The sequence below is a fragment of the Pseudomonas sp. LB3P25 genome (assembly GCF_054897985.1).
In genome coordinates, this window is sequence record NZ_CM142711.1 from 2,924,918 (window position 1) to 2,948,831 (window position 23,914).

General features: G+C 60.1%; 21 protein-coding genes. 14 read left to right on the forward strand and 7 right to left on the reverse strand.

What is annotated here, in order from left to right; translation table 11 throughout:
* Nucleotides 1-3: 3 nt before the first annotated feature.
* The gene (glcE, locus tag ACYZTW_RS13285; protein WP_462005243.1) at nt 4-1,068 is read right to left on the reverse strand and encodes a glycolate oxidase subunit GlcE; all 1,065 of its coding nucleotides are present in this window, start codon (nt 1,066-1,068) and stop codon (nt 4-6) included.
* Nucleotides 1,068-2,567: a glycolate oxidase subunit GlcD gene (gene glcD, locus ACYZTW_RS13290; protein ID WP_462005244.1), complete on the reverse strand. Its 1,500-nt coding sequence runs from the start codon at nt 2,565-2,567 to the stop codon at nt 1,068-1,070. Before glcD ends, glcE begins: the two co-directional genes overlap by 1 nt.
* A gap of 234 nt (nt 2,568-2,801) precedes the next feature.
* Here glcD and glcC point away from each other — a divergent pair, with 234 nt between their 5' ends.
* The 6 genes from glcC (at nt 2,802) to ACYZTW_RS13320 (ending at nt 8,649) form a co-directional block, all read left to right on the forward strand.
* On the forward strand, nt 2,802-3,569 hold the full coding sequence (gene glcC / locus ACYZTW_RS13295) for a transcriptional regulator GlcC (protein ID WP_462005245.1): 768 nt from the start codon (nt 2,802-2,804) through the stop codon (nt 3,567-3,569).
* Nucleotides 3,569-4,480: a LysR family transcriptional regulator gene (locus ACYZTW_RS13300; RefSeq protein WP_462005246.1), complete on the forward strand. Its 912-nt coding sequence runs from the start codon at nt 3,569-3,571 to the stop codon at nt 4,478-4,480. Before glcC ends, ACYZTW_RS13300 begins: the two co-directional genes overlap by 1 nt.
* 105 nt (nt 4,481-4,585) lie before the next feature.
* Nucleotides 4,586-5,515: a hydroxymethylglutaryl-CoA lyase gene (locus ACYZTW_RS13305; protein WP_462005247.1), complete on the forward strand. Its 930-nt coding sequence runs from the start codon at nt 4,586-4,588 to the stop codon at nt 5,513-5,515.
* A 24-nt stretch (nt 5,516-5,539) separates the two neighbouring features.
* Nucleotides 5,540-6,730: a CaiB/BaiF CoA transferase family protein gene (locus ACYZTW_RS13310; RefSeq protein WP_462005248.1), complete on the forward strand. Its 1,191-nt coding sequence runs from the start codon at nt 5,540-5,542 to the stop codon at nt 6,728-6,730.
* A gap of 12 nt (nt 6,731-6,742) precedes the next feature.
* Nucleotides 6,743-7,267, forward strand: coding sequence for a gamma carbonic anhydrase family protein (locus ACYZTW_RS13315; RefSeq protein ID WP_462005249.1), 525 nt, complete (start codon nt 6,743-6,745; stop codon nt 7,265-7,267).
* A gap of 65 nt (nt 7,268-7,332) precedes the next feature.
* Nucleotides 7,333-8,649 (forward strand): MFS transporter, encoded by a 1,317-nt coding sequence (locus ACYZTW_RS13320; RefSeq protein ID WP_462005250.1) that lies wholly within the window; start codon nt 7,333-7,335, stop codon nt 8,647-8,649.
* 50 nt (nt 8,650-8,699) lie between these two features.
* Here ACYZTW_RS13320 and ACYZTW_RS13325 read toward each other — a convergent pair whose 3' ends face one another.
* Nucleotides 8,700-10,463 (reverse strand): L-lactate permease, encoded by a 1,764-nt coding sequence (locus ACYZTW_RS13325; protein ID WP_462005251.1) that lies wholly within the window; start codon nt 10,461-10,463, stop codon nt 8,700-8,702.
* 172 nt (nt 10,464-10,635) lie between these two features.
* On the opposite strand from ACYZTW_RS13325, the gene ACYZTW_RS13330 reads away from it, so the two are divergent.
* From ACYZTW_RS13330 to ACYZTW_RS13340, 3 genes are all read left to right on the forward strand, one after another.
* Nucleotides 10,636-10,872: a hypothetical protein gene (locus tag ACYZTW_RS13330; protein WP_008151753.1), complete on the forward strand. Its 237-nt coding sequence runs from the start codon at nt 10,636-10,638 to the stop codon at nt 10,870-10,872.
* Between the two features lie 42 nt (nt 10,873-10,914).
* On the forward strand, nt 10,915-11,355 hold the full coding sequence (locus ACYZTW_RS13335) for a DUF1801 domain-containing protein (protein WP_462005751.1): 441 nt from the start codon (nt 10,915-10,917) through the stop codon (nt 11,353-11,355).
* 666 nt (nt 11,356-12,021) lie between these two features.
* Nucleotides 12,022-13,425 carry an MFS transporter gene (locus ACYZTW_RS13340; protein WP_462005252.1) on the forward strand — a complete coding sequence of 468 codons (1,404 nt, stop codon included), beginning with the start codon at nt 12,022-12,024 and terminating at the stop codon, nt 13,423-13,425.
* 57 nt (nt 13,426-13,482) lie between these two features.
* Here ACYZTW_RS13340 and ACYZTW_RS13345 read toward each other — a convergent pair whose 3' ends face one another.
* From ACYZTW_RS13345 to ACYZTW_RS13355, 3 genes are all read right to left on the reverse strand, one after another.
* Nucleotides 13,483-14,409 carry a sugar ABC transporter substrate-binding protein gene (locus ACYZTW_RS13345; RefSeq protein ID WP_462005253.1) on the reverse strand — a complete coding sequence of 309 codons (927 nt, stop codon included), beginning with the start codon at nt 14,407-14,409 and terminating at the stop codon, nt 13,483-13,485.
* 270 nt (nt 14,410-14,679) lie between these two features.
* Entirely contained in the window at nt 14,680-15,468 is a 789-nt protein-coding gene (locus ACYZTW_RS13350; protein WP_462005254.1) for a TIM barrel protein, read from the reverse strand.
* Nucleotides 15,465-16,487 (reverse strand): Gfo/Idh/MocA family oxidoreductase, encoded by a 1,023-nt coding sequence (locus ACYZTW_RS13355; protein ID WP_462005255.1) that lies wholly within the window; start codon nt 16,485-16,487, stop codon nt 15,465-15,467. The genes ACYZTW_RS13350 and ACYZTW_RS13355 overlap by 4 nt, the downstream gene beginning before the upstream one ends.
* Before the next feature lie 211 nt (nt 16,488-16,698).
* Between ACYZTW_RS13355 and ACYZTW_RS13360 the strand changes: the two genes are divergently transcribed.
* On the forward strand, nt 16,699-18,696 hold the full coding sequence (locus tag ACYZTW_RS13360) for a sigma-54 interaction domain-containing protein (protein ID WP_462005752.1): 1,998 nt from the start codon (nt 16,699-16,701) through the stop codon (nt 18,694-18,696).
* A gap of 196 nt (nt 18,697-18,892) precedes the next feature.
* Here ACYZTW_RS13360 and ACYZTW_RS13365 read toward each other — a convergent pair whose 3' ends face one another.
* Entirely contained in the window at nt 18,893-19,942 is a 1,050-nt protein-coding gene (locus ACYZTW_RS13365; RefSeq protein WP_462005256.1) for a LacI family DNA-binding transcriptional regulator, read from the reverse strand.
* 179 nt (nt 19,943-20,121) lie between these two features.
* Here ACYZTW_RS13365 and ACYZTW_RS13370 point away from each other — a divergent pair, with 179 nt between their 5' ends.
* Genes ACYZTW_RS13370 through ACYZTW_RS13385 form a run of 4 tightly spaced genes read left to right on the forward strand, consistent with a single transcriptional unit; the run spans nt 20,122 to nt 23,705 of the window.
* The gene (locus tag ACYZTW_RS13370) at nt 20,122-21,234 is read left to right on the forward strand and encodes a fatty acid desaturase family protein (RefSeq protein WP_462005257.1); all 1,113 of its coding nucleotides are present in this window, start codon (nt 20,122-20,124) and stop codon (nt 21,232-21,234) included.
* Nucleotides 21,235-21,271: 37 nt separating this feature from the next.
* Nucleotides 21,272-21,592, forward strand: coding sequence for a MocE family 2Fe-2S type ferredoxin (locus ACYZTW_RS13375; protein WP_046049276.1), 321 nt, complete (start codon nt 21,272-21,274; stop codon nt 21,590-21,592).
* 18 nt (nt 21,593-21,610) lie between these two features.
* Nucleotides 21,611-22,852, forward strand: a complete 1,242-nt coding sequence (locus tag ACYZTW_RS13380; protein ID WP_462005258.1) for an NAD(P)/FAD-dependent oxidoreductase — start codon at nt 21,611-21,613, stop codon at nt 22,850-22,852.
* Between the two features lies 1 nt (nt 22,853).
* Nucleotides 22,854-23,705: a sugar phosphate isomerase/epimerase family protein gene (locus ACYZTW_RS13385; protein WP_462005259.1), complete on the forward strand. Its 852-nt coding sequence runs from the start codon at nt 22,854-22,856 to the stop codon at nt 23,703-23,705.
* Nucleotides 23,706-23,914 lie beyond the last annotated feature (209 nt).

Here is a 23,914-nt window from a genome sequence, read left to right on the forward strand (position 1 = left end):
GGGTCAAAGCTCCGCGTACAGGCGTCCGGGGTTGAAGATGCCCTGGGGATCGAGTTGTTGCTTCAGACTGCAGTGGTAGCGCATCAGCGCTGCGGGCAACGGTTGAAATGGGCTGTCGATCAGGCCATGGGTGTAGCAGGTCACATGCCCGCCGACGTCTTCCACGATCGAGCGAATGAACGCTGCCTCTGCGTCGGATTTGAGCCAGCGCTGTGCACCGCCCCAATCGATCAGCTGACGGCCGGGCAGGGAAAGCCGAGGCGTGTTGTGAGGAACGGACAGGCGCCAAAGTGCCTGGTCCTCATCGAAGAAGCTCAATCGATGTTCGTTGAGATCATCCCAGTACGGGGCGTCGAGCAAATCGCCGCCGAGCCGGTCATGAGCCGCCGCCACCGAGCCTTCGCCCCCCTCAAGCCGCAGGTGCAGGCGCTGCCCATCGTGGCACGCGGCGCTGATCGGCAGCGGCTGTTGCCCCCATTCGGCGAGGCGCAGCAAGGCGCGATCGCTGTCCATGTCCAGGCTGATGCTTAACGTTTGACGCGGCTTGGGCAGGACCTTGAGGGAGACTTCGGTCACCACGCCCAGGGAGCCGTAGCTGCCGGCCATCAAGCGCGACAGGTCGTAGCCGGCGACGTTTTTCATGACTTCGCCACCGAAGCGCAAATGCTTGCCATGACCGGTGATGACCCGTGTCCCGAGGACGAAGTCCCTGACGGACCCCGACCAGGGACGCCGTGGTCCCGACAGTCCGCTGGCGATCATGCCGCCGACGGTGGCGCCGTCGCCGAAGGAGGGCGGTTCGCAAGGCAACATCTGTTGCGCTGCATCCAACACTTCAGCCAGTTCTGCCAACGGGGTGCCGCAGCGGGCGGTGATCACCAGCTCGGTCGGGTCGTAGCTGACGATGCCTCGGTGGCTGCGCGTGTCGAGTACTTCGCCCGCCACGATGCGTCCAAGAAACGCCTTGCTGTTGGCGCCTTGAATGCGCAATGGCGTTGCGTTTTGCAGCGCCTGGTTGACCTGCTCCAGCAGCGAGCCGCTGTCGTCGATATCGTGTTCGTTGCGCATCAGAAGCGCTCCAGTTCAGGGAAGGGCATCTGACCCAAATGAACGTGCATAGCGCCAAACTCGGCGCAGCGGTGCAGCGTCGGAATGTTCTTGCCGGGGTTGAGCAAACCACTCGGATCGAAGGCGGCTTTGACGGCATGGAACACGGTCAACTCATCGCTATTGAACTGCGCACACATCTGATTGATTTTCTCCCGGCCCACGCCGTGTTCACCGGTAATGCTGCCACCGACCTTCACGCACAATTCGAGAATCTTGCCGCCCAGGGCTTCGGCGCGATCGAGTTCGCCCGGTTGATTGGCATCGAACAGAATCAGTGGGTGCATGTTGCCGTCGCCGGCGTGGAAAACGTTGGCCACTCGCAGGCCGTACTCGGCCGACAACGCGGCAATCGCGTGCAGCACACCGGGCAGCTCGCGGCGCGGAATCGTCCCGTCCATGCAGTAATAATCCGGTGAGAGACGGCCCACCGCCGGAAAAGCATTCTTGCGTCCGGCCCAGAAGCGCACGCGTTCGGCTTCATCGCGGGCCTGGCGTACTTCGGTGGCGCCGGCGTGCTCCAGCACCTGGCGCACGCGGTCGCAGTCATCGTGGACGTCGGCTTCAACACCATCGAGTTCGCACAGCAGAATGGCTTCGGCGTCGACCGGATAGCCGGCGTGGATGAAGTCTTCGGCGGCGCGAATGGCCAGGTTGTCCATCATTTCAAGGCCGCCGGGAATGATGCCGGCGGCAATAATGTCACCCACCGCACGACCCGCTTTTTCGACGGAATCGAACGCCGCCAGCAGCACTTTGGCGGTCTGGGGTTTGGGCAGCAGTTTGACCGTGACCTCGGTGATGACACCGAGCATGCCTTCGGAACCGGTGAACAACGCCAGCAGATCAAAGCCCGGAGAGTCGAGCGCCTGCGAGCCCAGGCTCAGGTGTTCGCCGTCGACGGTGAGGATGTCGACCTTGAGCAGATTGTGCACGGTCAGCCCGTACTTCAGGCAATGCACGCCACCGGCGTTTTCCGCCACATTACCGCCGATTGAGCAGGCGATCTGGGAGGAGGGGTCCGGCGCGTAGTACAAGCCAAACGGCGCTGCTGCCTGGGAAATCGCCAGGTTACGCACCCCTGGCTGAACCCGAGCGGTGCGGGCGGCAGGGTCGATGTGCAGAATATTATTGAAACGTGCCATGACCAGCAGCACGCCTTTTTCCAGCGGCAATGCACCGCCGGACAAACCCGTGCCGGCACCGCGGGCGACCACCGCGACCTGCCGCTCATGGCAGAGTCGAAGCACGCCTTGCACCTCGTCGATGCTGCGCGGCAGTACCACCAGCATCGGCGTGGTGCGGTAAGCAGACAGTCCGTCGCATTCGTACGGTTTGAGCTCTTCCTGTTGATGCAGGACTTCCAGATCCGGCCACTGCGTTTGCAGGGCTTGCAGCAAGGCAGCTCTGTCGACATCAGGCAGGACGCCGTCGACGCGTTCATCGTAAAGAATGTTCATAGTCGGTTGACGACCCTCAGTTGTTTTTATAGGAGGTCTGTGTCCGTTTACCACTGACTTGCATCATTGGCCTGAGGCGTTCTACTGTCTATGTGTTGTTTGGCTGGTCGAACCAGTTTTTTATTCGATGTTTTTTTATTAGTGAAAAAAAATGTTTTTAAAACATAAGCTTATGATTGTCTCTGAACATTTATGGTTTTTGCATTGAGACTGGTCATACCAGTTGGAGGGTCGATGGACAGCGCCGAAACGAGCCGTAATCCACAAGTCGCAGACGTGGTCTGTGAACGCATAGAACGGCTGATCGTGGACGGGGTGCTCAAGACCGGGCAACTGTTGCCCTCGGAGCGTCGCCTGACCGAAAAACTCGGCGTTTCCCGCACGGCACTTCGCGAGGGCCTGAAGCTGTTGCGCGCTCGCGGGATCATCAAAACAGAGCAGGGCAAAGGTTCATTTGTAGCTGACCTTTCGGGTCACGGTGCCACGTCACCGCTGATGCACCTGTTCAGCTCACAACCCCGCACGCTCTACGATTTGTTCGAGGTTCGCAGCCTGCTCGAGGGCGAGTCCGCACGCCTCGCGGCGTTGCGCGGAACCGAAGCCGACTTCGTCCTCATCACCCGCAGCTACGAGGCGTTGCTCGATGCCCACACCCGTTCGCTGGAAGCGTGCGAACACGCCCGGCTCGATCATGCGTTTCACCTGGCGATTTGCGAGGCCTCGCACAACCCGGTGCTGGTGCAGACCTTGCGCTCGCTGACGGACTTACTGCTCAACACGGTGTTTGCCTCGGTCAATAACCTCTACCACCGCGAGCCGCAAAAACGTCAGATCGACCGTCAACATGCGCGGCTCTACAACGCCGTCACCGGCCGTATGCCGGAACAGGCGCGCAAGGCGGCCATCGCGCACATCCAGAGCATCTGCGAGAACCTCAAGGAAATCGAAAGCGAGGAACAACGTTTGGTTCGGGCCACGCTGCGACTTGAGGGGTGGGCGTAATGCCGCATCTGGATCAGTTCTCCTTGCACCTGTTCATTCTGGTCTGCGACGAAGGCACCATCGCACGGGCCAGCGAGCGGGCATTCATCGCGCCATCGGCGGTCAGCAAACGGATCTCCGACATTGAGCTGCGCTTCGGCACGCCGCTGCTCAAACGCAGCAAGCGCGGGGTTGAACCGACGCCAGCGGGGCAGGCTTTGCTGCGGCATGCCCGGTCGCTGACGCGAGCGATGGAACGGCTCGACAGTGAACTCAGCGAATACGCCGAGGGCGCTCGCGGTCATGTCCGGGTATTGGCGAACGTATCCTCGATCATGGAGTTTTTGCCGGAAGAACTGTCCGATTTCATGTTGGCCAACCCGAGAATCCAGGCCGACATCGAAGAGCGTTTCAGCCCCGATGTGGTCCGTGGGGTGGCCGAAGGAAATGCCGACCTGGGCATTTGCAGGCGGTCGATGGCCGTGGGCGATCTGGAGTTTCTACCTTTCCGCCAGGACCATCTGGCCGTCGTGGTGAGTGCGGATCACCCCTTGGCCGATCGCACCAGCCTTGCGTTCGAAGAGACGCTGGATTTTGATCATCTGGGATTGTCGGCCTTCGCCACGCTCAATACCTTCATGCGCGAAGATGCGGAAAAGCACGGTCGGGAGCTGCGTTTCCGCTCCTATGTATCGTCATTCGACGCCGCGTTCCGGTTGGTGCAGTTCGGGCTGGGACTGGCGGTGTTCCCGCTGGAAGCCGTGGCGCGCTACAGGCAACTGTTCGACCTGCGCATCATCCCCCTGACCGACGATTGGGCGCTGGGCGAGTTTGTGATCTGCGTGCGGGATCGTGATGCACTGTCGCTTTCAGCCCGTCGGCTGCTGGATCACCTGTTGTTACGGGCACCGCCGCGACAAACCATGACCTAAATCCATCCATCGCGGTTGACGATGGATCAGGCCGTGAATCACGTCTTTTCGGCGCCTTGGTGTCTCTCTAGTCTGAGCCTGTGCTTCAGCCTGTGAGAGAACTTCATGACAACAATAACGATCAACGAAGTCGGCATGCGCGATGGATTGCAAAGCCTTCAAGCCATCATGCCCACTGCTGCCAAACGCCACTGGATCGATGCTGCCTATGCGGCTGGCGTACGCCATATGGAAGTTGCATCCTTTGTTCCCGCCAAACTGCTGCCGCAAATGGCCGATGCCAAAGAAGTTGTGGCCCACGCCTTGAGTTACCCGGATCTGATTGTCTCTGTACTCGCACCGAACCTGCGCGGCTGTCGGGATGCGCTTGAATCCGGCGCCCACCGGATCATTGCGCCGGTTTCCGTCAGTGCGGCCCATAGCCTGGCGAATGTTCGACGTACGCCGCTGGAAATGGTCGAAGAGCTGGCGCGGATGTGCCAGTTGCGCACCGAGCTGGGCTTGCACAACGTTCAACTGATTGCCGGAATGTCCGTGGCCTTCGGCTGCACCCGCCAGGGCGATGTGCCGTTGAGCGACTTGTGCGAATTGACCCGACACGTGCTTGAGGCCGGTTGCGATCTGGTCTCGCTCGGCGACACCACCGGATACGCCAATCCCGGCCAGGTGGCGACCACGTTGCAGGCGGTTCGAGCCATCGCCGGTGACAAACTCGGGGCCGCGCATTTCCATGACACCCGCGGTCTGGCGCTGGCCAACAGCCTGGTGGCCGTGCAGCAAGGCATCACCGAACTTGATTCGTCCCTCGCCGGGCTGGGCGGTTGCCCGTTCGCACCGGGCGCGTCCGGCAACACCGTGACGGAAGACCTGGTGTTCATGCTGCACAGCATGGGTTACGACACCGGCATCGATCTGGCCGCACTGATCGAATCACGGGACGTGCTGCATGCCGCGTTGCCGGACGAAACCCTTTATGGCTGCATTGCCCGCGCCGGTCTGCCACTCAATTACACGCCACCCGCCAGCCGCGCTTGAGCTGTCCGATCGAGGAAAACATTCATGTCCAGACTTCCATTGGACGGCATTCGTGTCGTCGAAATTTCTCACATGGTGATGGGGCCGACCTGCGGGATGATCCTCGGTGACCTCGGTGCCGAAGTCATCAAGATCGAGCCAACCCGCGGCGACGGTACGCGTCGTCTGCTGGGGGCCGGTGCCGGATTCTTTCGCACCTTCAACCGCAACAAACAGTGCATCGCCATCGACGTCAACACTCCGCAAGGGCGCGACGCCGTGCTGGAACTCATCGACACCGCCGACGTGTTCATCGAGAACTTCAAACCCGGACGCATGCAGGAACTCGGCTTCGGTTACGCAGCGATGCGTGAGCGTAACCCGCGCATCATCTATGCCTCGCACAAAGGCTTCCTCAACGGCCCGTATGACAATCGTCTGGCCCTGGATGAAGTGGTGCAGATGATGGCGGGCCTGGCCTACATGACCGGTCCCGTCGGCAGACCGCTGCGTGCCGGCAGCTCCGTGAACGACATCATGGGCGGGATGTTTGGCGCTATCGGCGTGCTTGCCGCGCTCAATGACCGGCACACCACCGGTGTCGGCCGTGAAGTGCAAAGCGCGCTCTACGAAAATTGCGTATTGCTCGCGGCCCAACACATGCAGCAGTACGCCGTGACCGGGCAGGCGGCCGCGCCAATGCCAAACCGCATCAGCGCCTGGGCGATCTACGACGTGTTCGAATTTGCCAACGGTGAGCAGATGTTCGTGGCGGCCACCGGCGAAGGGCAGTGGAATGCCTTATGCCAGTTGCTCGGTCAGACCGCGTTGCTCGACGACCAGAGCCTCGCCACCAATAACGATCGCGTGTTGCAGCGACCCCGGTTGCTGGCTCACCTGGCCGAAGTCTTTGCCACGATGGATGCTCAGGCGCTGGCCCTGGAGTTGGAGGCCCACAGCATTCCTTTTGCGCCGATCCGTCGTCCTGAAGAGTTGTTCGACGATCCTCACCTGCTGCAAAGCGGCGGCCTGGCGAATCTCGAACTCGAAGACGGATCGTTCACCGCCATGCCATTGCTGCCGTTGTCCCTGGATGGCGAACGTCTGCAACCGCGTCAATCGATTCCGCGCATCGGCGAGCATACGCACAAGGTCATGCGTGAACTCGGTTACAGCGACGAGCACATCGCCGAGCTGTGCGCGGCCGGTGTGCTTAAAACCGACGCTCAGGCCTGAGGAGGCGTTGCCATGGCTATCTATCAATACGACACGCTGACCCCTGTCATCCACGCCGAAACCTTCGTCGCCGAAGACGCCACCGTCATCGGCAATGTCACGCTGGAGCAGGGCGTCAGTGTCTGGCCCCAGGCGGTTCTGCGTGGTGACAACGAGTCGATTCGAATCGGTCAGCACAGCAACGTACAGGAAGGCGCGGTCTTGCATGCCGACCCCGGATTTGCGCTGACGGTGGGCAATGGCGTCACCATCGGTCACCAGGCCATGTTGCATGGCTGCACCATCGGTGATGGTGCGCTGATCGGGATTCAGGCGGTGGTGCTCAATGGCGCGGTCATCGGCAATAACTGCCTGGTCGGTGCCGGCGCGATTGTCACTGAAGGCAAGGTGTTCCCGGACAACTCCCTGATTTTGGGAGCGCCCGCCAAAGTGGTGCGAGAGCTGACGCCTGAAGCCATCGCCGGCCTGCAGCGTAGCGCCCAGGACTATGTCGCCAAGGGTCAGCGTTACAGGGACAAATTGATTCGGATCAGCTAAACCCGTTGAGCAAGGTCCTGAAGGACGTTGCCTCTCTCCAATAATTACAACAAGGGAGAAACATCATGGTTGCCATGACTGGCGAAATCGCACTGGCGCGCAATGAAGAAACGATCAACGAGCTGTTGCTCTATCGCCGCGTGGCCTGGCGCATCATGCCGCTGGCCATTATTTGCTTTCTGTTCTCTTATTTTGACCGGATCAATATCAGCTTCGCCAAGACCCAGATGCAGCATGAACTGGGCTTGACCGATGCTGCGTATGGTTTGGCCGCGAGCATGTTCTTCATTGGCTACGTGTTGTTCGAAGTGCCCAGCAGCCTGGGCCTCAAGCGCTACGGTGCCCCGGCCTGGATCTGCCGGATCATGGTGTCGTGGGGGCTGGCCACCGCCGCAATGATGTTTGCCTACACCCAATACACGCTCTATTTTTTGCGTTTTCTGATTGGGGTCATGGAAGCTGGTTTTGGCCCGGCAATTCTGTTCTACCTGGCGTGCTGGTTCCCGAAAAAGCACTTGGCAAAGATGAACGGCCTCTGGTTCCTGTCGGTCCCTCTGGCGGGGGCATTGGGTGGGCCGGCTGCCGGGATTTTGTTGGGCACGATGGATGGCGTGCTTGGCCTGGCGGGTTGGCACTGGCTGTTCCTGATGTCGGGTTTACCGTGTGTGGTGCTGGGTGCGCTGGTGTTGTGGAAACTCGATCGTGACATCGAGTCGGCCAAGTGGCTGACAAGGGGAGAGAAAGATCTGCTCGCCGCCAATCTGGCGCATGACAAAGCCAGGCAAAAGCCGGTACTGGGGTCGCTGTGGCGAGTGTTACTGACGCGGGAAGTCGCGATCATGGCGTTCATCTACTTCGTGATCAAGACGGCTTCCTATGGCCTTAATTTCTGGATGCCGCACTTGATCAAGTCGTCCGGCGTGCAAAGCGTTTTTTGGGTCGGCATGCTGTCATCCCTGCCTTATATCGTTGCATGCATCGGCATGATCTGGCTGACGCGGCTCTCGGACCGCACCGGTGAGCGCAAGAAATACCTGGTGATGTGTCTGTTGCTGGCGGCCGTGGGTTACTTGCTGGCCTGCCTGTTTTCCGATTCGTCCTGGGCCATGATGGCGGCACTGGTCCTGGCGACGGCGGGCACGTTCATCGCCATTCCAATCTTCTGGACGATTCCGCAATCGACCTTCTCAGGGCTGGCGATTGCCAGTGGAACCGCAGCCATCAACTCCATTGGCCAGCTCAGCGGCATGGTCGCTCCGGTGATGGTGGGCAAGATCAACGATGTCTCCGGCACCAGTTACATGGGCATGCTGTCCATCGCGCCGATGATCCTGATCGCGTGCTTTGTGGTCATGCGTTGGGTCAAGAATCCCAAGCCTTGACCCCTGCGATGCACCAGGGGCCAAGACTTGAGAAAGGCGGGCTACGTCAATCAATGCCCACCCACCACCATATGACTGAACGGCGCCACATACGCCTGCAACGTCACCAGGCCACCGACCAGAATGGCCAGGATGATCGAGTGGAAAAACACATAACGCAGGATTTCCCCTTCATGCCCGTACCAGCGGGTGGCGGTGGACGCCACCACAATCGACTGGGCGTCGACCATCTTGCCCATGACCCCGCCGGAACTGTTGGCGGCCGCCATCAACACCGGGCTGAGGCCCAATTGCTCGGCGGTCACCCGTTGCAAGCCGCCGAACAGCACGTTTGATGCCGTATCCGAGCCGGTCAACGCCACGCCGAGCCAGCCGAGCAGGGTGCCGAACATGGGGTAGAAGATGCCCGTCGCGGCGAAGGCCAGGCCCATGGTCGCGTCCAGGCCCGAATAACGGGTGAGGAAACCGAGGGCGAGCATGGCGGTAATGGTGATCAGTGAATAGCGCACCACCCACAGCGTTCGCACGTACTGGTGGATCAGTTGCGGAATGGAATAACCCATCAGCAACCCGCCGAGGATCGCCGACAGCAGGATGCCGCTACCGGTGCTGGTGAACCAGGTGAACTTGTAGACCGCGTCCTCGGTTTTAGGCGCAGGCACCACCGGCGGGACCTTCTCGATCTGCTGGTGGATCGTGGTGAACGTCAACACCGGGGCGAAGATCGGGTTCGCTTCGCGCAGCGGTTTGCCTTGAGGGTCGAGCTTGGCGGAGTGGGTTGCCGGATCAATCGCCGGGCGGGTATCGAACATGTTTTTGAAACCCTGGGTGCCCCACGCGAAGACGAACACCGTGAGGATGATCCACGGCATCCACGCGCGCATCACAGCAGGCTTGGCATCGCTGGCAAAGGCCGCGCTGGCGACGGGTTTTTCGTCATGCTCTTCGGCAATTTGGGAGTTGTCGACTCGCCCGGACAGCGCAGCGGAGGTATGCACGGTGGCCGGTTTCCAGACTCTGAGGAAACCGGTCAGGCAGGCCATGGAAATCAGCGCGGCGATCACGTCCACCAGCATCGGCCCGTGGTAGTTGGACACCAGGAACTGCGGTACGGCGAAACTGACCCCGGCCACCAGAATCGCCGGCCAGATTTCCAGCATCTTGCGCCAGCCGGCGAAGGCCCAGATTAACCAGAACGGCACGATCACCGAGAAGAACGGCAATTGCCGGCCGACCATCATCGACAGTTCCATTTCATCCAGCCCGGTCACCTTGGCCAGGGTGATGATCGGCGTGCCCAGCGCACCGAACGCCACGGGCGCGGTGTTGGCGATCAACGCCAGGCCAGACGCGGCCAGAGGCGAGAAACCCAGCCCGATCAGAATCGCCCCGGTCACCGCCACCGGCGTGCCGAAACCGGCGGCCCCTTCGAAGAAAGCACCGAAGCAGAAGGCAATCAGCAGCAATTGCAGGCGTCGATCGTCGGTGATGCGCGCCAGGGAATCCTGCAGCACCTTGAACGAGCCGTTCTCGGTGGTCAGTCGATGCAGGAAGATGATGTTGAGCACAATCCAGCCAATGGGCAGCAAACCGTTGGCGGCGCCGTACAGTGCGGCCGAGCCGGCCATGTTCGCCGGCATGCCGAAGGCGAAGATTGCGATCACCAGCGCCGAGGTCAGGGCCATCAATGCGGCCAGGTGCGCCTTGATATGGAAAAACGCCAGGGCTGCCAGCATCACCACGACCGGCACTGCTGCCATGATGGTTGAAAGTATCGGGTTACCGAACGGATCGTAGATTTGCTGCCAGACCATGTTCCACCTCTGCTTTTTATTGTTGGGAGTGCAGACCCCATGGGGGCGGTGGCTTCTAGTATAGGTGGCATTACGCCGCTGTCCTGGCAGGCCATTTAGTGGGCCGCACTGAGCTAACATGGCCAATGGGTAAATGCGCTACTCGGCCTTCAACGACGAGAGGAATGCAGCAATGACTGAACGCCATATGCACCACAAGGAAACGCTGTCGAACGGATGCAAGATCGAGGTCAAAGCCGAGATATTGAAGGACGGCTCACTGGGGATGTTCATCGGTGTGTACCGGCCGGACGGCACGGCCATTTTTGAGGACCACGATCCAAAACCGCATCTGCTGGACATGGAGGCCGCCTTTGACTGGGGGATCGAAAAGGCCAAGACCCTCGGCAACAGCCAAAAAACTCTGTAAAGCCCGGTTTTGGACACCCTCATGAAGAAGGCGACAACCACCATGAAGAAACAGCAGGTCGGTGCAAAAGAAGAAGAGGGCGCAGATTCGGCCTCTCAGCTGATAGACGCGAGAATCAAGGAGCTGGGAGATTGGCGGGGCGAGACGCTCGCTCGGGTCCGAACGCTCATTCAGCAGGCCGACCCCGACGTGGTCGAGGAATGGAAGTGGCGGGGGGTTCCAGTGTGGTCGCACGCCGGAATCATCTGCACCGGTGAGACATACAAGCAGGTCGTGAAGATGACGTTTGCCAAGGGCGCCTCGCTGGAAGACCCTTCAGGCCTCTTCAACGCCAGCCTCGAAGGCAACACCCGACGTGCCATTGATTTGCATGAGGGCGACACGCTTGATGAGAACGCGTTGAAGGCGCTCATTCTCGCCGCCGTGGCGCTCAACACCTTGGCACGCGCAACGGCTCGCACCAAACCGGCTGCGAAATCCTGATTCGTCTTCGCCGGCCTGCCAGTCGAAAAGCACCTTGACGAGATGACCGCTATCGATGTCTCTCGTCATGAGCTTCTGAAGTGTGTTGTCGTACAACAACACGCAATCATCAAATTCACCATACCCTGCGTTTAAAACCCGAAACCTCAAAAGGCTAACGGCCCCGCAACCACCAGTGTGTGTACGAAATCACAATGTTAACGGGGCGGTCTTTATCGAGACGAACGGCTATTTTTCAGATTGACAGGCCAGTATTTAACTCGATATAAAAGGCACAGTTGTACGACGACAGACGATTACCGGCTGTTAAACCCTAAAAATAAAAAAGAGTGTCGGCCACATCATGAATACAACCCGCCTGCGCATCTCCCTGCATGCCGCTTCTTATGGTCCGAACTTGACTGCTTGCCCATCCCCACAGTCAGGCCTGTCGCATACGACTGTCCCGCCAAACGCCTGATAGCACTTGCTATACGTCCAACTCCGGCCTCTGAGCATGGACTACCCATTTTCGAGCCCGCAATACAGTGTCTGAGAAGTGCCCACGCTAATGAACTGAACCGGGCAGTGGCGCGGACTCATCGCGTTTTGGCGGTGCTCTACGACACCATTGATCTCGCTTGAAACCGAGAGATCATCACCATAATCCAACAATAAAGTGATGCCATGAATCTGAACGAGCCCATCAATCCGCAACGAATCGGCCAGGCCGTCGGCAAGTACCGCTGGACGATTTGCGCGCTGTTGTTTTTTGCCACCACGGTCAATTACCTGGACCGCCAGGTACTCAGTCTGTTGGCGCCGGATCTGTCGACGCAATTTGGCTGGAGTAACACCGATTACGCCAACATTGCCTCTGTCTTTCAGTTTGTGTACGCGATTTCCATGCTGTTCGCCGGCCGCTTCGTTGACAAGATCGGCACCAAGACCGCCTATGTGGTAGCCATCGGCATCTGGTCGACCGGCGCGATCATGCACGCCTTTGCGGTGCCGATGGGTGAGGGTATCGCCGCCGTGAGCAGCGCGTTTGGCCTTGCTGTCATTCCGGTCTCGATCGCAGGTTTCATGTTGTCGCGCGCCGTGCTGGCGATAGGCGAAGCGGGTAACTTCCCGATCGCGATCAAGGCCACCGCCGAATACTTCCCGAAAAAAGAACGCTCGTTCGCCACCGGTATCTTCAATTCCGGCGCCAATGTGGGCGCGATCCTGGCGCCGATCAGCGTGCCGCTGATTGCCGGCCTTTGGGGCTGGGAAGCGGCGTTCATCGTGATCGGTGGGTTGGGCTTCGTTTGGGTGGCGGTGTGGATTGCGCTGTACGAAAAACCGGAGCAGCAAAAACGTCTGTCAGTGCAAGAGTTGGCCTACATCCGCAGCGATCAGGGCGCGCAAGCGATCACCGGCACAGACTCGGGTGCCGCCGCTAAAAAAGTATCGTGGTTCAAGTTGCTGACCTACCGCCAGACCTGGGCCTTTGCCTTCGGCAAATTCATGACCGACGGCGTGTGGTGGTTCTTCCTGTTCTGGCTTCCGACCTATCTGTCAGCGCAGTACGGCATGAAGGGCCAGGCCATCGTGTTGCCGCTGGCCGTGTTGTACAGCATGACCATGGTGGGCAGCATCGGTGGCGGCTGGTTCCCCAGCTATTTCATGTCACGCGGTGATGCGCCGTATGACGGCCGTATGAAAGCCATGCTGGTGATCGCTTTCTTTCCGCTGCTGGTGCTGCTGGCGCAGCCATTCGGTTACATCAGTTTCTGGGTGCCGGTGCTGCTGATCGGCGTGGGCGCATCGGCGCACCAGGCGTGGTCGTGCAACATCTTCACCACCGTGTCTGACATGTTCCCGCAAAAATCCATCGCTTCGGTGGTCGGCATTGGTGGTTTGGCTGGCGGCTTGGGTGGGGTGGTGATGACCAAGACCGGCGGTTGGGTGATCGACCATTACAAACTGATCGGCGATATTCATACCGGCTACATGATCATGTTTGCGATCTGTGCGGTGGCCTACCTGGTGGCGTGGAGCGTGATGAAAACGCTGGTGCCACGCCATAAAGAAATTACCGACCTGTAAACGGCGACGCGCATGGCCTGCTGACTTCCCGTCGGCAGGTCATGCGCCCGTTTGACGTTACTTGTAGCGTTGCTCAAAAACGGCCACTTGCTCCGGCATGATCAGCTGGAAGGGCACCCATACATCCGCCTCGACCGGCTCCCCTTTGATCATTTTGATGGCCGCTTGCAGCGCGCTGGTCGCTTGCGCTTTGGGGTCTTGAAAGACGGAGGCGACCAGCATCCCGCGCTTGATGGCCGCCAAGCCGTCAGGCAGGCCGTCGATGCCGACAATCGCAATCTCGCCCTTGGCTTTACCGGCTTGCTGCAGTGCCATGGCGGCGCCGATGGCCATCTCGTCATTGTTGGCCACGATGGCATCAAAACTGGTGCCTGCCAGCAGCCAGTTACTGGTCAGGTCCATCCCTTTGCTGCGCTGCCACTCGGCACTTTGTTGTTCGACGATCTTGATCCCCGGATAGTCCTTGAGCACCTGTTTCACACCTTCGGTACGGTCGTGCGTGGCGTTTTGCGTCAGCTCACCCATGATGATCGCGATGCTGCCTTTGCCCCCCAGTTTGTCGGCCAGGTAGCGCATCTGCAGTTGCCCGGCCTCAATGTCATTGGACGCCACCGTGACCACGCCTTTGGGCAGGACGCGCTCGTCCGGGTGGCGGTTGACGTAGACCAGCGGTGTCTTCGCCTCGACGGCGGCGCGCGTCATATTGGCGGTGGCGGCGGTGTCCACGGGCAAGACGATGACCGCATCCACTTTCTGGCTGAGAAAGCCCTCGACCTGATTGAGCTGGCGAACCACATCGCCCTGGGCGTCCTCGAACTGGATCTGGACATTCTCCTTCTTGGCGGCCTCTTCCAGGCCGCTGCGCACATAGGTCATGAAGTTGTCGTCGACCCTGGCAATGCTGACGCCGATGCGATAGCTGGCGGCGGCCCATTGGCTGAAGAGCAATAACAGCGTGGCAAAAAGCAGTGTGCAACGACGCATGATGGTTTTCCTTTTGTTGTTATGAGCTGACATTCATCAAAACCAGTCAGTTAAGCCGTAATGCGATCTGTAGCAGCTGTCGAGCTTGCGAGGCTGCGTTCGGCTGCGAAGCAGTCGTCAAACCAGAAGTTGCGGTGCGTCAGGCAGACCGCATTAGCCAGATTCACGACTGCTTCGTCCGAACGCGGCCCGAACCGAACGCAGCCTCGCAAGCTCGACAGCTGCTACAAAGAGTGTGTCGCAGCTGAAATGGCTTAACTGACCGGCATTTCAATCCACCGTGAAGGCTTGCCGAAAGCGTTCGAGTGCCGCTTCGCTGTCGCCGCTGGCCCAGCCCTCGAGCCCGACGACTCCGGTGTATCCCATGCCGAACAAGGCTTTGGCAATGGCCGGGTAATGGATTTCACCGGTACCCGGTTCCATGCGGCCGGGGACATCGGCGACCTGGATTTCCCCGATAGCACTGCCGGCGCGCTGGATCAGTTCGATCAGGTTTCCTTCGCCGATCTGGGCATGGTAAAGGTCCAGGTTCATCTTCAAATGCGGGCTGCCCACGGCCTCGATCAACGCCAGGGTATCGTCGGCGCGAGCGAATGGGGTGCCGGGGTGGTCCACCTCGGTATTGAGGTTTTCCAGCAAGAATACCCGGCCTGCCTCTTCGCCCAGACGGGCGATTTTTTCCAGGGTCTTGCAGGCGCTCAGCCACATGCGTCCAGTGGTGAAGGCCACGGGTTTGACCGGCAAGCCTTTGTCGTCCAGGCCAGTGCCATGCAGGTTCAGGCTCGGGCAATTCAGTTGGGCGGCGACGGCCAGCGATTCCCGTGCGCTGTCGAGCAGGTGCTGAATGTCTTCGGGGTCGGTCAGGTTGCCCGAGATGTAACCCGTCATCGAGGTGAAATCAGCGCCAGTGGCGACAAGGGCCGGTATGTCTTTCTGCGTCCAGTCCCAGAGTTCGGCGCTGAAGCCCAGCGCGTGAATCCGTTTGACGCGTTCGGTGAACGGCAGGTCGAGGAAGACCATCTCGGCACTGATCGCCAGTTTGAACGGTATGAAACTCATGAACGGACTCCTTGCACGCGCACAGGTTTGCCCTGCTGGAAGGACTCGATACACGCACGGGCAATGGCCAGTGCCGCCCGGGCATCTTCGCCGCTGGCGAGTGGTTTTTCGCCGGTGCGCAGGCAGTCGACAAAGTGGTTGAGCTCGGCCACATAGGCGTCACGCAGCAGGTCGGTGTCCAGGCGCTGGGTGTCGGCCTGAATGCCGTTGGCCAAATAGCGAACCAGGTCAGACTCATTGACGCTGCCCATGGTCAGCATGCCGGCGCTGCCGAACACTTCGCCCCGAACATCGTAGCCATAGACCGCCTGGAAATTGGCCTCGGCGGTGGCGATGGCGCCGTTGTCGAAACGGATCGTGACCACGGCGGTGTCGAGGAAGCCCTTGTCCTTGAAATCCGGTGCGATCAAAGCATCGGCCATGACAAAAACCTCAACTGCTTCGGCGCCTGGATTCAGGTAGCGCAGGGTATCGAAGTCATGAATCAGGGTTTCGAGGAAAATCACCCACTGCGGCGAGGCGGCCGGATTGTTCAGCGCCGGGTCGCGAGTCAGCGAGCGCAGCAGTTGCGGCGTACCGATCCGGCCGGCGACCACGTCCAGATGAGCAGTTCGGAAGCTTTTGGCAAAGCGGCGGTTGAAGCCGACTTGCAGCGTCACCCGTGCACCGGCAGCGGCGGCGATAGCGCGGTCGGCTTCGTTCAGGGTGATGGCCATGGGTTTTTCACAAAACACCCCTTTGCCGGCCCGGGCTGCGCTGATCACCAGTTCGGCATGGCTGCGGGCGGGGGCGGCGATCAAGACACCGTCTATTTCCGGGTCATCGAGCAGTTGCTGTGGATCGGTATAGACCCGCTGCACACCTAACTCGGCCGCGAGGCGGGCGGCTTGGCCGGGTGTCGGGTCGGCGATAGCGGCCAGGCAGGCACCGGGAATGTGCCGGGCGGCCGTCAGGCCGTGAAAGCTGCCCATGCGGCCAGCACCGATAAGGCCGAGTCGGATGATTTTGGATGTACTCATGAAATGACTCCCTTTTATTGTTGTTCAATGACTCGACAGCAGGAATGTCCTCGCTGGCATTAAGCAGGGAGCAAGGGCTGTGCCAATATTTAAATCATTGATATTTAAGGAGTTAATAAGCGCTTGTTGAAATAAGTGTTCATTTTTATGACATGCCTATACTGACATGTCGAAAATATGAACATAGGAGCAAACGGTGATCCCACAGCCAATGGCCTTCAGCGTGCAAGACCTCGATTACATTACGGCGCTCGGTCCGGCGTCGTTAAATGAAGGGCCGATCGCTGAGCTGGAGCAGGCCTGGCTGGCGTGCCTGAAAGGTCGCACCGATCGACCTGCCGGGGTCAGGCAGATTATTTGGGACTCCTGGTTGCGCAGCGTCAGTGCAGGCCTCGATCCCGATGATGGGCAATACCGTTTTGTCGCCCCCGACGTGCTGGCCGCGACGCTGGCGGCCAATCGTGTGTTGATCACGGCGGCGGCGGAGGTCATGCGAGGGTTGCTGGCTTACAACCCCCGGGGCCATATCAATCTGACCGATGCCGAAGGGACGACGCTGTATTTCTGCGGCCTTGATCTCACACCGGTGGGCAGCCGGCTGCTGGAGTCGGTGCAGGGCACCAATTGCACGGGGCTGGCGATTGCCGAAGACCGATTGGTGTATGTGCTGGCCGAGGAAAACTTCGGGATCGGCCTGCGCCGGCGGCGGATGCATTGTGCCGCCGCGCCGATCCGGGATGCGCAGGGCCGGACACTGGCCATGCTGACCCTGACCGCCGAGCCGGGCTGGTTTCATTTTCATACCCTCGGCACGGTTCAGGCCGCGGCCGAAGCGGTCTCGCGGCAGATGGCGCTGCAAGCACTGCTGGAAGAACAACAAACCGTGCTTGAAGTACTCAACGAAGGACTGGTGGTGCTGGATGAGCGGGGCTGCATCAAGGCACTCAACCGTTACGCTCGCCAATTGTTTCGCGTGGGCCGGGACCTGCTGGGCAGCCCGTTCCAGCGTCTGGGCCAGAGCGAACTGACCGATGAGATTCTGCTGCGCGGCGGGGAAGGGCAGCAGTATGAAGGGATAAGAGATCTGGATTGCACGTTTGAGCTGCATGATCGCAGCCACCTGGCTTGCCTGGTGTCCGTGTGCTCGCTGGAGCAGGGTGGGCGCATTGTCTCGTTGCGCGAGAACCGGCGCATCCGGGAAATTACCCGGCGAATCATCGGCACTCAAGCCAGTTACACCTTCGAGACCATTCAGGGCAGTTCGCGAGCCATACAGGACGCGTTGCACCTGGGGCGGATCGCCAGTCGCAGTGACTCGACCACGCTGATCCTGGGTGAAAGCGGCACTGGCAAAGAGCTATTTGCCCAGGCGATCCATAACGCCAGTGACCGTTGCAGCGGTCCTTTCGTGGCCGTCAATTGCGGGGCCATTCCGCGAGATCTGGTGCAGAGCGAACTATTCGGTCATGTCGAGGGCGCCTTCACCGGCTCGGCCCGCGGAGGATCTGCCGGGAAGTTCGAATTGGCCGATGGCGGAACGATCTTTCTCGATGAAATCGGTGACATGTCGTTTGATGCCCAGGTCAGCCTGCTGCGCGTCTTGCAAGAAGGCGAGGTGACGCGCGTGGGTGCGAAAAAATCGCAGCAGGTGAACGTGCGCATCATCGCTGCCACCCACCGCAACCTGAGCCAGGCGGTGGCCGAGGGTGCCTTTCGCGAGGATCTTTACTACCGGCTCAACGTCCTGAACCTGACGGTTCCGCCGCTGCGAATGCGCCGGGACGATGTGCCATTGCTGGCGCGACATTTTCTCAGCCGCTGCGCCCGCTCGCTGCGCAAATCGGTGCAGGGCATCTCGCCAGAGGCGCTGGATATTCTGTTGGCCTACCACTGGCCGGGTAATGTTCGCGAGCTGGAAAACACCATTGAACGGGCGACCAATCTGGCGGTGACCGAACTGATCCAACCGGGTGATCTACCGCTTGAAATCAAGCAAAGGCAGCGGCTGTCGGCGCCGGGAAATGTGCCCGAACCCCGAGCCGCACTGGACCTTGGTGCCCATGAAATGAATGCGATCATTGCAGCCCTGAAGGATACCCGCGGCAACATCCGCCTGGCCGCCAAACAGCTGAACGTTTCTCGTGGCGGGTTGTACAACAAGATGAATCGGTTCGGACTGAGTGCCGAGGCTTTCCGTTCAGGGCCGTAACGCTGTTCACTTAAGCGCGGGCGTCCACATTTGTGGCGAGGGGATTTATCCCCGTTGGGCTGCGAAGCAGCCCCAGCGTCTTTTCAGACAGACTAAGTTGTCTGGATTACGACTGCTTCGCAGCCGAACGGGGATAAATCCCCTCGCCACAGATTCTTGCTCGATTGAAGAATGTCTTAAGTGATCAGCATTACGTTCAGGGCCGAGCGTTTTCTGAGGTCATGATCTGCAACGGAATATGGATGCGATGCCGGGCCGGATCGAAGTCCGGCGCGGTCTGCAATTCCACCAGCAAATCGACCAGCGCCGCCGCCAGCAATCGCGGCTGGGAATCGATGACCAAACTGATCAAACCCTGCGACAAAGCCTGGCGCGACAGCTCGGTCGACTCCTGCAAAATGCAGCACAGCGATGGCCGTTTCGGCAGCTGTGACAGGGCACTGATAATGCCGTCGCCGCCACCGCCGACCACGCACAAACCGCGCAAGTCGTCATGCCGTGCCAGCAGGTCCAGCGTCGCCTCTTCGGTGATGTCGCTATTGTCCAGGTTGATCACCGCTTCCAGCAGCCGCAACCCAGGAGCGCGCTCTGCCAGATAGCTGCGCAGCCCCTCGACCCGCGCCTGATGGCCGAGGAAACGGTGACCGCCGAGCAACACCCCGACGCTACCTTTGCGGGCGCCACAGGTGTGAGCCATCAGCCAACCCATGGTCCGTCCGACCTCGTGATTATCCTGGCCGACATAGGGCTCATCCGCCGCCTCGTGGATGTCGGACAGCAACGCAATCACCGGCACGCCGGCGGCTCTGATCTGAGCGACGGCGGCATTGATCAGCGGATGCGCGAAGCTGACCACCGCCAGGCCATCGCACTGCACCGCCAGTTGTTCGATTTGGGCAATGATCGCGCTGGGTGTGCGATCGAAAACGTACTCGAATTGCAGGCTCAAGTTGGCGCCGGCTTGACGTTGCGCCGTTTCAGTGATGGCTGCGGCGACGTTGCTATAAAACGCCTGGGCGGTGCCGAGTAAGAGGATGCCGAAACGGTAGCTGGGACGCCGTTCGCGGATCCGCTGACCGATCAGCCGGGCGGCGAAATAACCGACCGCTTCGGCGGCCTGGAACACTTGCTCGGCGGTGTTCGGGTTGACCGGTGCCCTGGCGTTGAGCACCCGGTCCACGGTGGCGACACTCAACCGAGCGTGCTCGGCGACCGTGGCGATGGTTGGGCGTTTGTTGTTGGTCATGACGGGTCCCGTAAACGCCTTGATAGAAAACTATCAAGCCTTGCTGGGCCTGGATGATAGCTTGATAGGGAATGTATTCAAGGGCTTGAGGGTAATCAGTGCGCTCTCTATCTTTTCTCCAACGGTGCCATCCCGCGTCGAAAGGTGCCTAAACCATCAAGCTTGCGGAGAACAATAAAATGCCTGAACAAAACGCAGCCTATGAAAACCCCGGTAAACCTGTGCCTCGGGATTATCGATTGCTCGGTCCCGAAGCCGCCAAAGCGGCGCAAAAAGGCTTGGTGTCGGCCAACTGGTACCAATCGCCCATTTCTCGTAAACGCATGAAGGAACTGATGCAGCGCCGCGACGGCCCGGCCTTGCGCGATACCGCGATCTGGTTGCTATCGATGGTCGCCACCGGCTTCGGTGGTTACTGGTTCTGGGGCTCCTGGGCCTGCGTTCCGTTCTTCTTCGTCTATGGCCTGCTTTACGGCACCGCGTCCAATGCCCGTTGGCACGAAGCGGGTCACGGGACGGCGTTCAAAACCCGCTGGATGAATGATGCGGTCTACCAGCTGTCGAGCTTCATGTTCATGTTTGAACCCCAAGTCTGGCGCTGGAGCCACGCGCGGCACCACACCGACACCATCATCGTCGGTCGCGATCCAGAGATCGTCGAGCCGCGTCCGCCGAGCCTGATCAATATGGTGCTGAGCCTGTTCAGAATGCCCTACGCGTTGAAGACGATGGGGTCAGTCTGCCGGCATGCAGTCGGGCGGATGGATGAAGAAGAGCAGACGTTCATCCCGGAATCCGAGTGGCCCAAGGTGGCGAGGGACGCGCGCGTCTGGCTGGTGATTTATGGGCTTGTCGTGGGCGCTGCACTGTATTTACAGAGCTGGTTACCGCTGATGTTTATCGGTCTGCCAACCCTGTACGGAGGCTGGCTGTCCTACCTGTTCGGTCTGACACAACATGTTGGCCTTGCTGAAGACGTACTCGATCACCGCAGCAACTGCCGCACGATTTACATGAACCCGGTGCTGCGCTTCCTGTACCTCAACATGAACTATCACCTTGAGCACCACATGTATCCGATGGTGCCGTTTCACGCGCTGGCGCAGCTTCACGAAGAAATCCGCCACGACTGTCCGCCGCCGTACACCAGCCTGTTCGAGGCCTTCAAGGAAATCCTCCCGACCATCTGGAAGCAGCGCAAAGACCCGACTTATTTCATCCGTCGCCCTTTGCCACAGCGCGCAGAGCCTGCCGCAACCGCCCGGGCGGAAGCTGAAGTAGCACCGGCCTGACACCTTCCTGTCTGTACCACTAACAAGAGAAAGCGCCATGACCGATCAATGGATCGACGTATGTGCCGTGGGCGAGATTAATGAAGAAGATGTCATTCGTTTCGACCATGGCCAGCACACCTATGCCGTCTACCGCTCCGCCGACAGCGAGTTCTTCGCCACCGCGGGCCTATGCACCCACGAGTCCATTCACCTGGCCGATGGCCTGGTGATGGAACATGTCATCGAGTGCCCCAAGCACAACGGGCGCTTCGACTACCGCTCCGGCAAAGCCCTTGGTGCACCGGTGTGCGTCAACCTCAAGACCTATCCGGTGCGAGTCGAGGCGGGCCGTGTCCTGCTGGCCATCACGGTTTAATTGCAGGGAGTCTGTGCCATGAATTCTGCCAATGCTCCACTGGTCATCGTCGGTGCCGGGCATGCGGGTGGCCGCGCGGCCCTGACCCTGCGTGCTGAAGGTTATAGCGGTCGCCTGATTCTGATCGGCGATGAGTCCCTCCCTCCGTATGAACGTCCACCGCTGTCCAAGGGACTGTTGCAGGGCACGATTGATCTGGCGGGCTGCAGCCTGTGCGACAGCGCTCGACTCGCCGAACTGGACATCGAACACCTCGCCGGCAATCTGGTGAAAAACCTGGACCCGCAGCAGCATCGTCTGCAGTTGGCCGACGGTAGCTGGCTGGCCTATGCGCGCCTGTTGCTCGCGACGGGAGGGCGGTCGCGGCGACTGGCCTCTGTGCCCGAGCATCTGGGCAACGTGCTTTATCTTCGGACCCATGACGAAGCGCTGGCCCTGCGCGCTTCGTTGCGGCCTGGTACTCGGTTGGTGATCATCGGCGGCGGCTTCATCGGACTCGAAGTCGCCGCGACCGCCCGTGCCTTGGGTTGCACGGTGACGTTGCTCGAGGCCGGACCGCGTCTGGCGGGGCGCGTCCTGCCGGAGCGACTGTCCAGCGTCTTGCTGGAACTGCATCGTAGCCAAGGCGTGGATGTCCGCTTGAACGTGGTCATTGAGGCGGTGCAGGGCAACGCCTGCGTCGAGGCGGTGCAACTGGTCGACGGCCAGCTTCTGCCCTGCGACCTGGTGGTGGTGGGGATCGGCATGCAACCCAACACTGAATTGGCCGCGGCGGCGGGGCTCGAAGTCGGGCAGGGCATCCGCGTCGATGCTCAGTTGCGCACCAGCGCGCCTGACATCTTCGCGGCGGGCGATGTCTGTGAGTTTCAGCTGCACCCGCAAGGCGTTTTCCAGCGTCAGGAAACCTGGCGCAACGCCGAGACCCAGGGCCATCACGCCGCGCTGAATCTATTGGGCGGCGAGCAACCCTTCGAGGTCATTCCCGGTTTTTGGTCTGATCAGTACGACTGGGGGCTGCAGATCGTGGGCGTGATTTCGAACGCCGAACCCACGGCGAGCCGGACAACCCCGGGGGGCGGCTTCCTGTTGTTCTACCTCGATGCCGAGCAACGCCTGCAAGGTGCTTGTGGCTGGGGCCAGGGCAATAGCGTCGCCAAGGACATCAAATTGTGCGAGCGGCTGATCGCTCACCCTAACCCCCTCTCGGCGGACACGCTGGCCGACGCCGGTGTGCCGCTCAAACAATTGCTGAGGAGCTGACATGCGTGAATTTCTGGTGTTTCAGTCCCTGTGGGCCATGCAAGATCAGCACGGCCAATGTGAGCTTCCCCTGGAAGCGCAGCTAGAGAAAATCGCCGCCGCCGGCTACGACGGGATCACCGACCATTTCTGGGTCGCGCAACAGGCCAAACGCCTCAGTGCCGCCGCCAAGGCGCAGGGCCTGCAAATCGAAGGTCAGCTGTTCCCCCGCACCGTGGATGATCTGGCGGCGGCGATTGATGTCGCCTCCTGCTACGGCTGCCACCATCTCACGCTGCAAGCCGACGTCAGACCGCGCACGCTGGCGCAAGCGATCAAGCTGATCGAAGGCTGGCAGCGTCTGGCCGAACAGGTGGACTTTCCGATCCTCTTGGAAACCCACCGTTATCGCCTCACCAGCGACCTGTTATTCACCCTCGACATTCTTGCTGAAATGCCCGATCTCAAACTGTTGGCCGACTTGTCCCACTATGTCGTGGGCCGCGAACTGCCAGAGCCGGCCGTTGCCGAGGACGACGAACAGATCCATACCATCCTGCGCTACAGCTGGGGTTTTCATGGTCGTGTCGCCAACGGCGAACAGGTCCAGGTGCCCTTGAGTTTCGCCCAGCATCGACCCTGGCTGGAGCGTTTCCTGGGCTGGTGGCGCTATGGGATCGAGGATTGGCTGGCCCGACCGAACACACCGGCCAGCCTGTCTTTCACTTGTGAACTCGGTCCACCGCCCTATGCCATTACGGGTGCCGACGGCGGCGACATCACTGATCGCTGGGCCGAGGCGTTGATGCTGAAGGAGTTGATGCGCAAGGTCTGGAAGGAGTGTCAGGCGACGGCGCCCGGTTTGACCCAGTGAGGTGTGGCACTGGCGATAGCATTTTTCCATCCAGCCACGCTTGCTACAGGAAAAAATCGTTCTAAAAAAGCCCGCCTTGCGCTTTGGACTTTGTACTACTCTTGAACATGTAGGTGAAGACGCAGACTGATGCGCAAGCGGATGGCGAGGAAACGTGGGGCGCGTTCCGAAGGGTACACGGTTAGAAAGATCTCCGCGCTGAGATCCAG

What these genes read in the sequence shown, in the direction of transcription:
- ACYZTW_RS13325 (WP_462005251.1), bottom strand. Translation starts at nt 10,463, where the DNA reads ATGGTCTGGCAGCAAATCTACGATCCGTTCGGTAACCCGATACTTTCA.
- ACYZTW_RS13330 (WP_008151753.1), top strand. Translation starts at nt 10,636, where the DNA reads ATGACTGAACGCCATATGCACCACAAGGAAACGCTGTCGAACGGATGC.
- ACYZTW_RS13310 (WP_462005248.1), top strand. Translation starts at nt 5,540, where the DNA reads ATGTCCAGACTTCCATTGGACGGCATTCGTGTCGTCGAAATTTCTCAC.
- ACYZTW_RS13365 (WP_462005256.1), bottom strand. Translation starts at nt 19,942, where the DNA reads ATGACCAACAACAAACGCCCAACCATCGCCACGGTCGCCGAGCACGCT.
- ACYZTW_RS13320 (WP_462005250.1), top strand. Translation starts at nt 7,333, where the DNA reads ATGGTTGCCATGACTGGCGAAATCGCACTGGCGCGCAATGAAGAAACG.
- ACYZTW_RS13305 (WP_462005247.1), top strand. Translation starts at nt 4,586, where the DNA reads ATGACAACAATAACGATCAACGAAGTCGGCATGCGCGATGGATTGCAA.
- glcC (WP_462005245.1), top strand. Translation starts at nt 2,802, where the DNA reads ATGGACAGCGCCGAAACGAGCCGTAATCCACAAGTCGCAGACGTGGTC.
- ACYZTW_RS13300 (WP_462005246.1), top strand. Translation starts at nt 3,569, where the DNA reads ATGCCGCATCTGGATCAGTTCTCCTTGCACCTGTTCATTCTGGTCTGC.
- ACYZTW_RS13335 (WP_462005751.1), top strand. Translation starts at nt 10,915, where the DNA reads ATGAAGAAACAGCAGGTCGGTGCAAAAGAAGAAGAGGGCGCAGATTCG.
- ACYZTW_RS13375 (WP_046049276.1), top strand. Translation starts at nt 21,272, where the DNA reads ATGACCGATCAATGGATCGACGTATGTGCCGTGGGCGAGATTAATGAA.
- ACYZTW_RS13350 (WP_462005254.1), bottom strand. Translation starts at nt 15,468, where the DNA reads ATGAGTTTCATACCGTTCAAACTGGCGATCAGTGCCGAGATGGTCTTC.
- ACYZTW_RS13380 (WP_462005258.1), top strand. Translation starts at nt 21,611, where the DNA reads ATGAATTCTGCCAATGCTCCACTGGTCATCGTCGGTGCCGGGCATGCG.
- glcD (WP_462005244.1), bottom strand. Translation starts at nt 2,567, where the DNA reads ATGAACATTCTTTACGATGAACGCGTCGACGGCGTCCTGCCTGATGTC.
- ACYZTW_RS13355 (WP_462005255.1), bottom strand. Translation starts at nt 16,487, where the DNA reads ATGAGTACATCCAAAATCATCCGACTCGGCCTTATCGGTGCTGGCCGC.
- ACYZTW_RS13345 (WP_462005253.1), bottom strand. Translation starts at nt 14,409, where the DNA reads ATGCGTCGTTGCACACTGCTTTTTGCCACGCTGTTATTGCTCTTCAGC.
- glcE (WP_462005243.1), bottom strand. Translation starts at nt 1,068, where the DNA reads ATGCGCAACGAACACGATATCGACGACAGCGGCTCGCTGCTGGAGCAG.
- ACYZTW_RS13340 (WP_462005252.1), top strand. Translation starts at nt 12,022, where the DNA reads ATGAATCTGAACGAGCCCATCAATCCGCAACGAATCGGCCAGGCCGTC.
- ACYZTW_RS13360 (WP_462005752.1), top strand. Translation starts at nt 16,699, where the DNA reads ATGGCCTTCAGCGTGCAAGACCTCGATTACATTACGGCGCTCGGTCCG.
- ACYZTW_RS13370 (WP_462005257.1), top strand. Translation starts at nt 20,122, where the DNA reads ATGCCTGAACAAAACGCAGCCTATGAAAACCCCGGTAAACCTGTGCCT.
- ACYZTW_RS13315 (WP_462005249.1), top strand. Translation starts at nt 6,743, where the DNA reads ATGGCTATCTATCAATACGACACGCTGACCCCTGTCATCCACGCCGAA.
- ACYZTW_RS13385 (WP_462005259.1), top strand. Translation starts at nt 22,854, where the DNA reads ATGCGTGAATTTCTGGTGTTTCAGTCCCTGTGGGCCATGCAAGATCAG.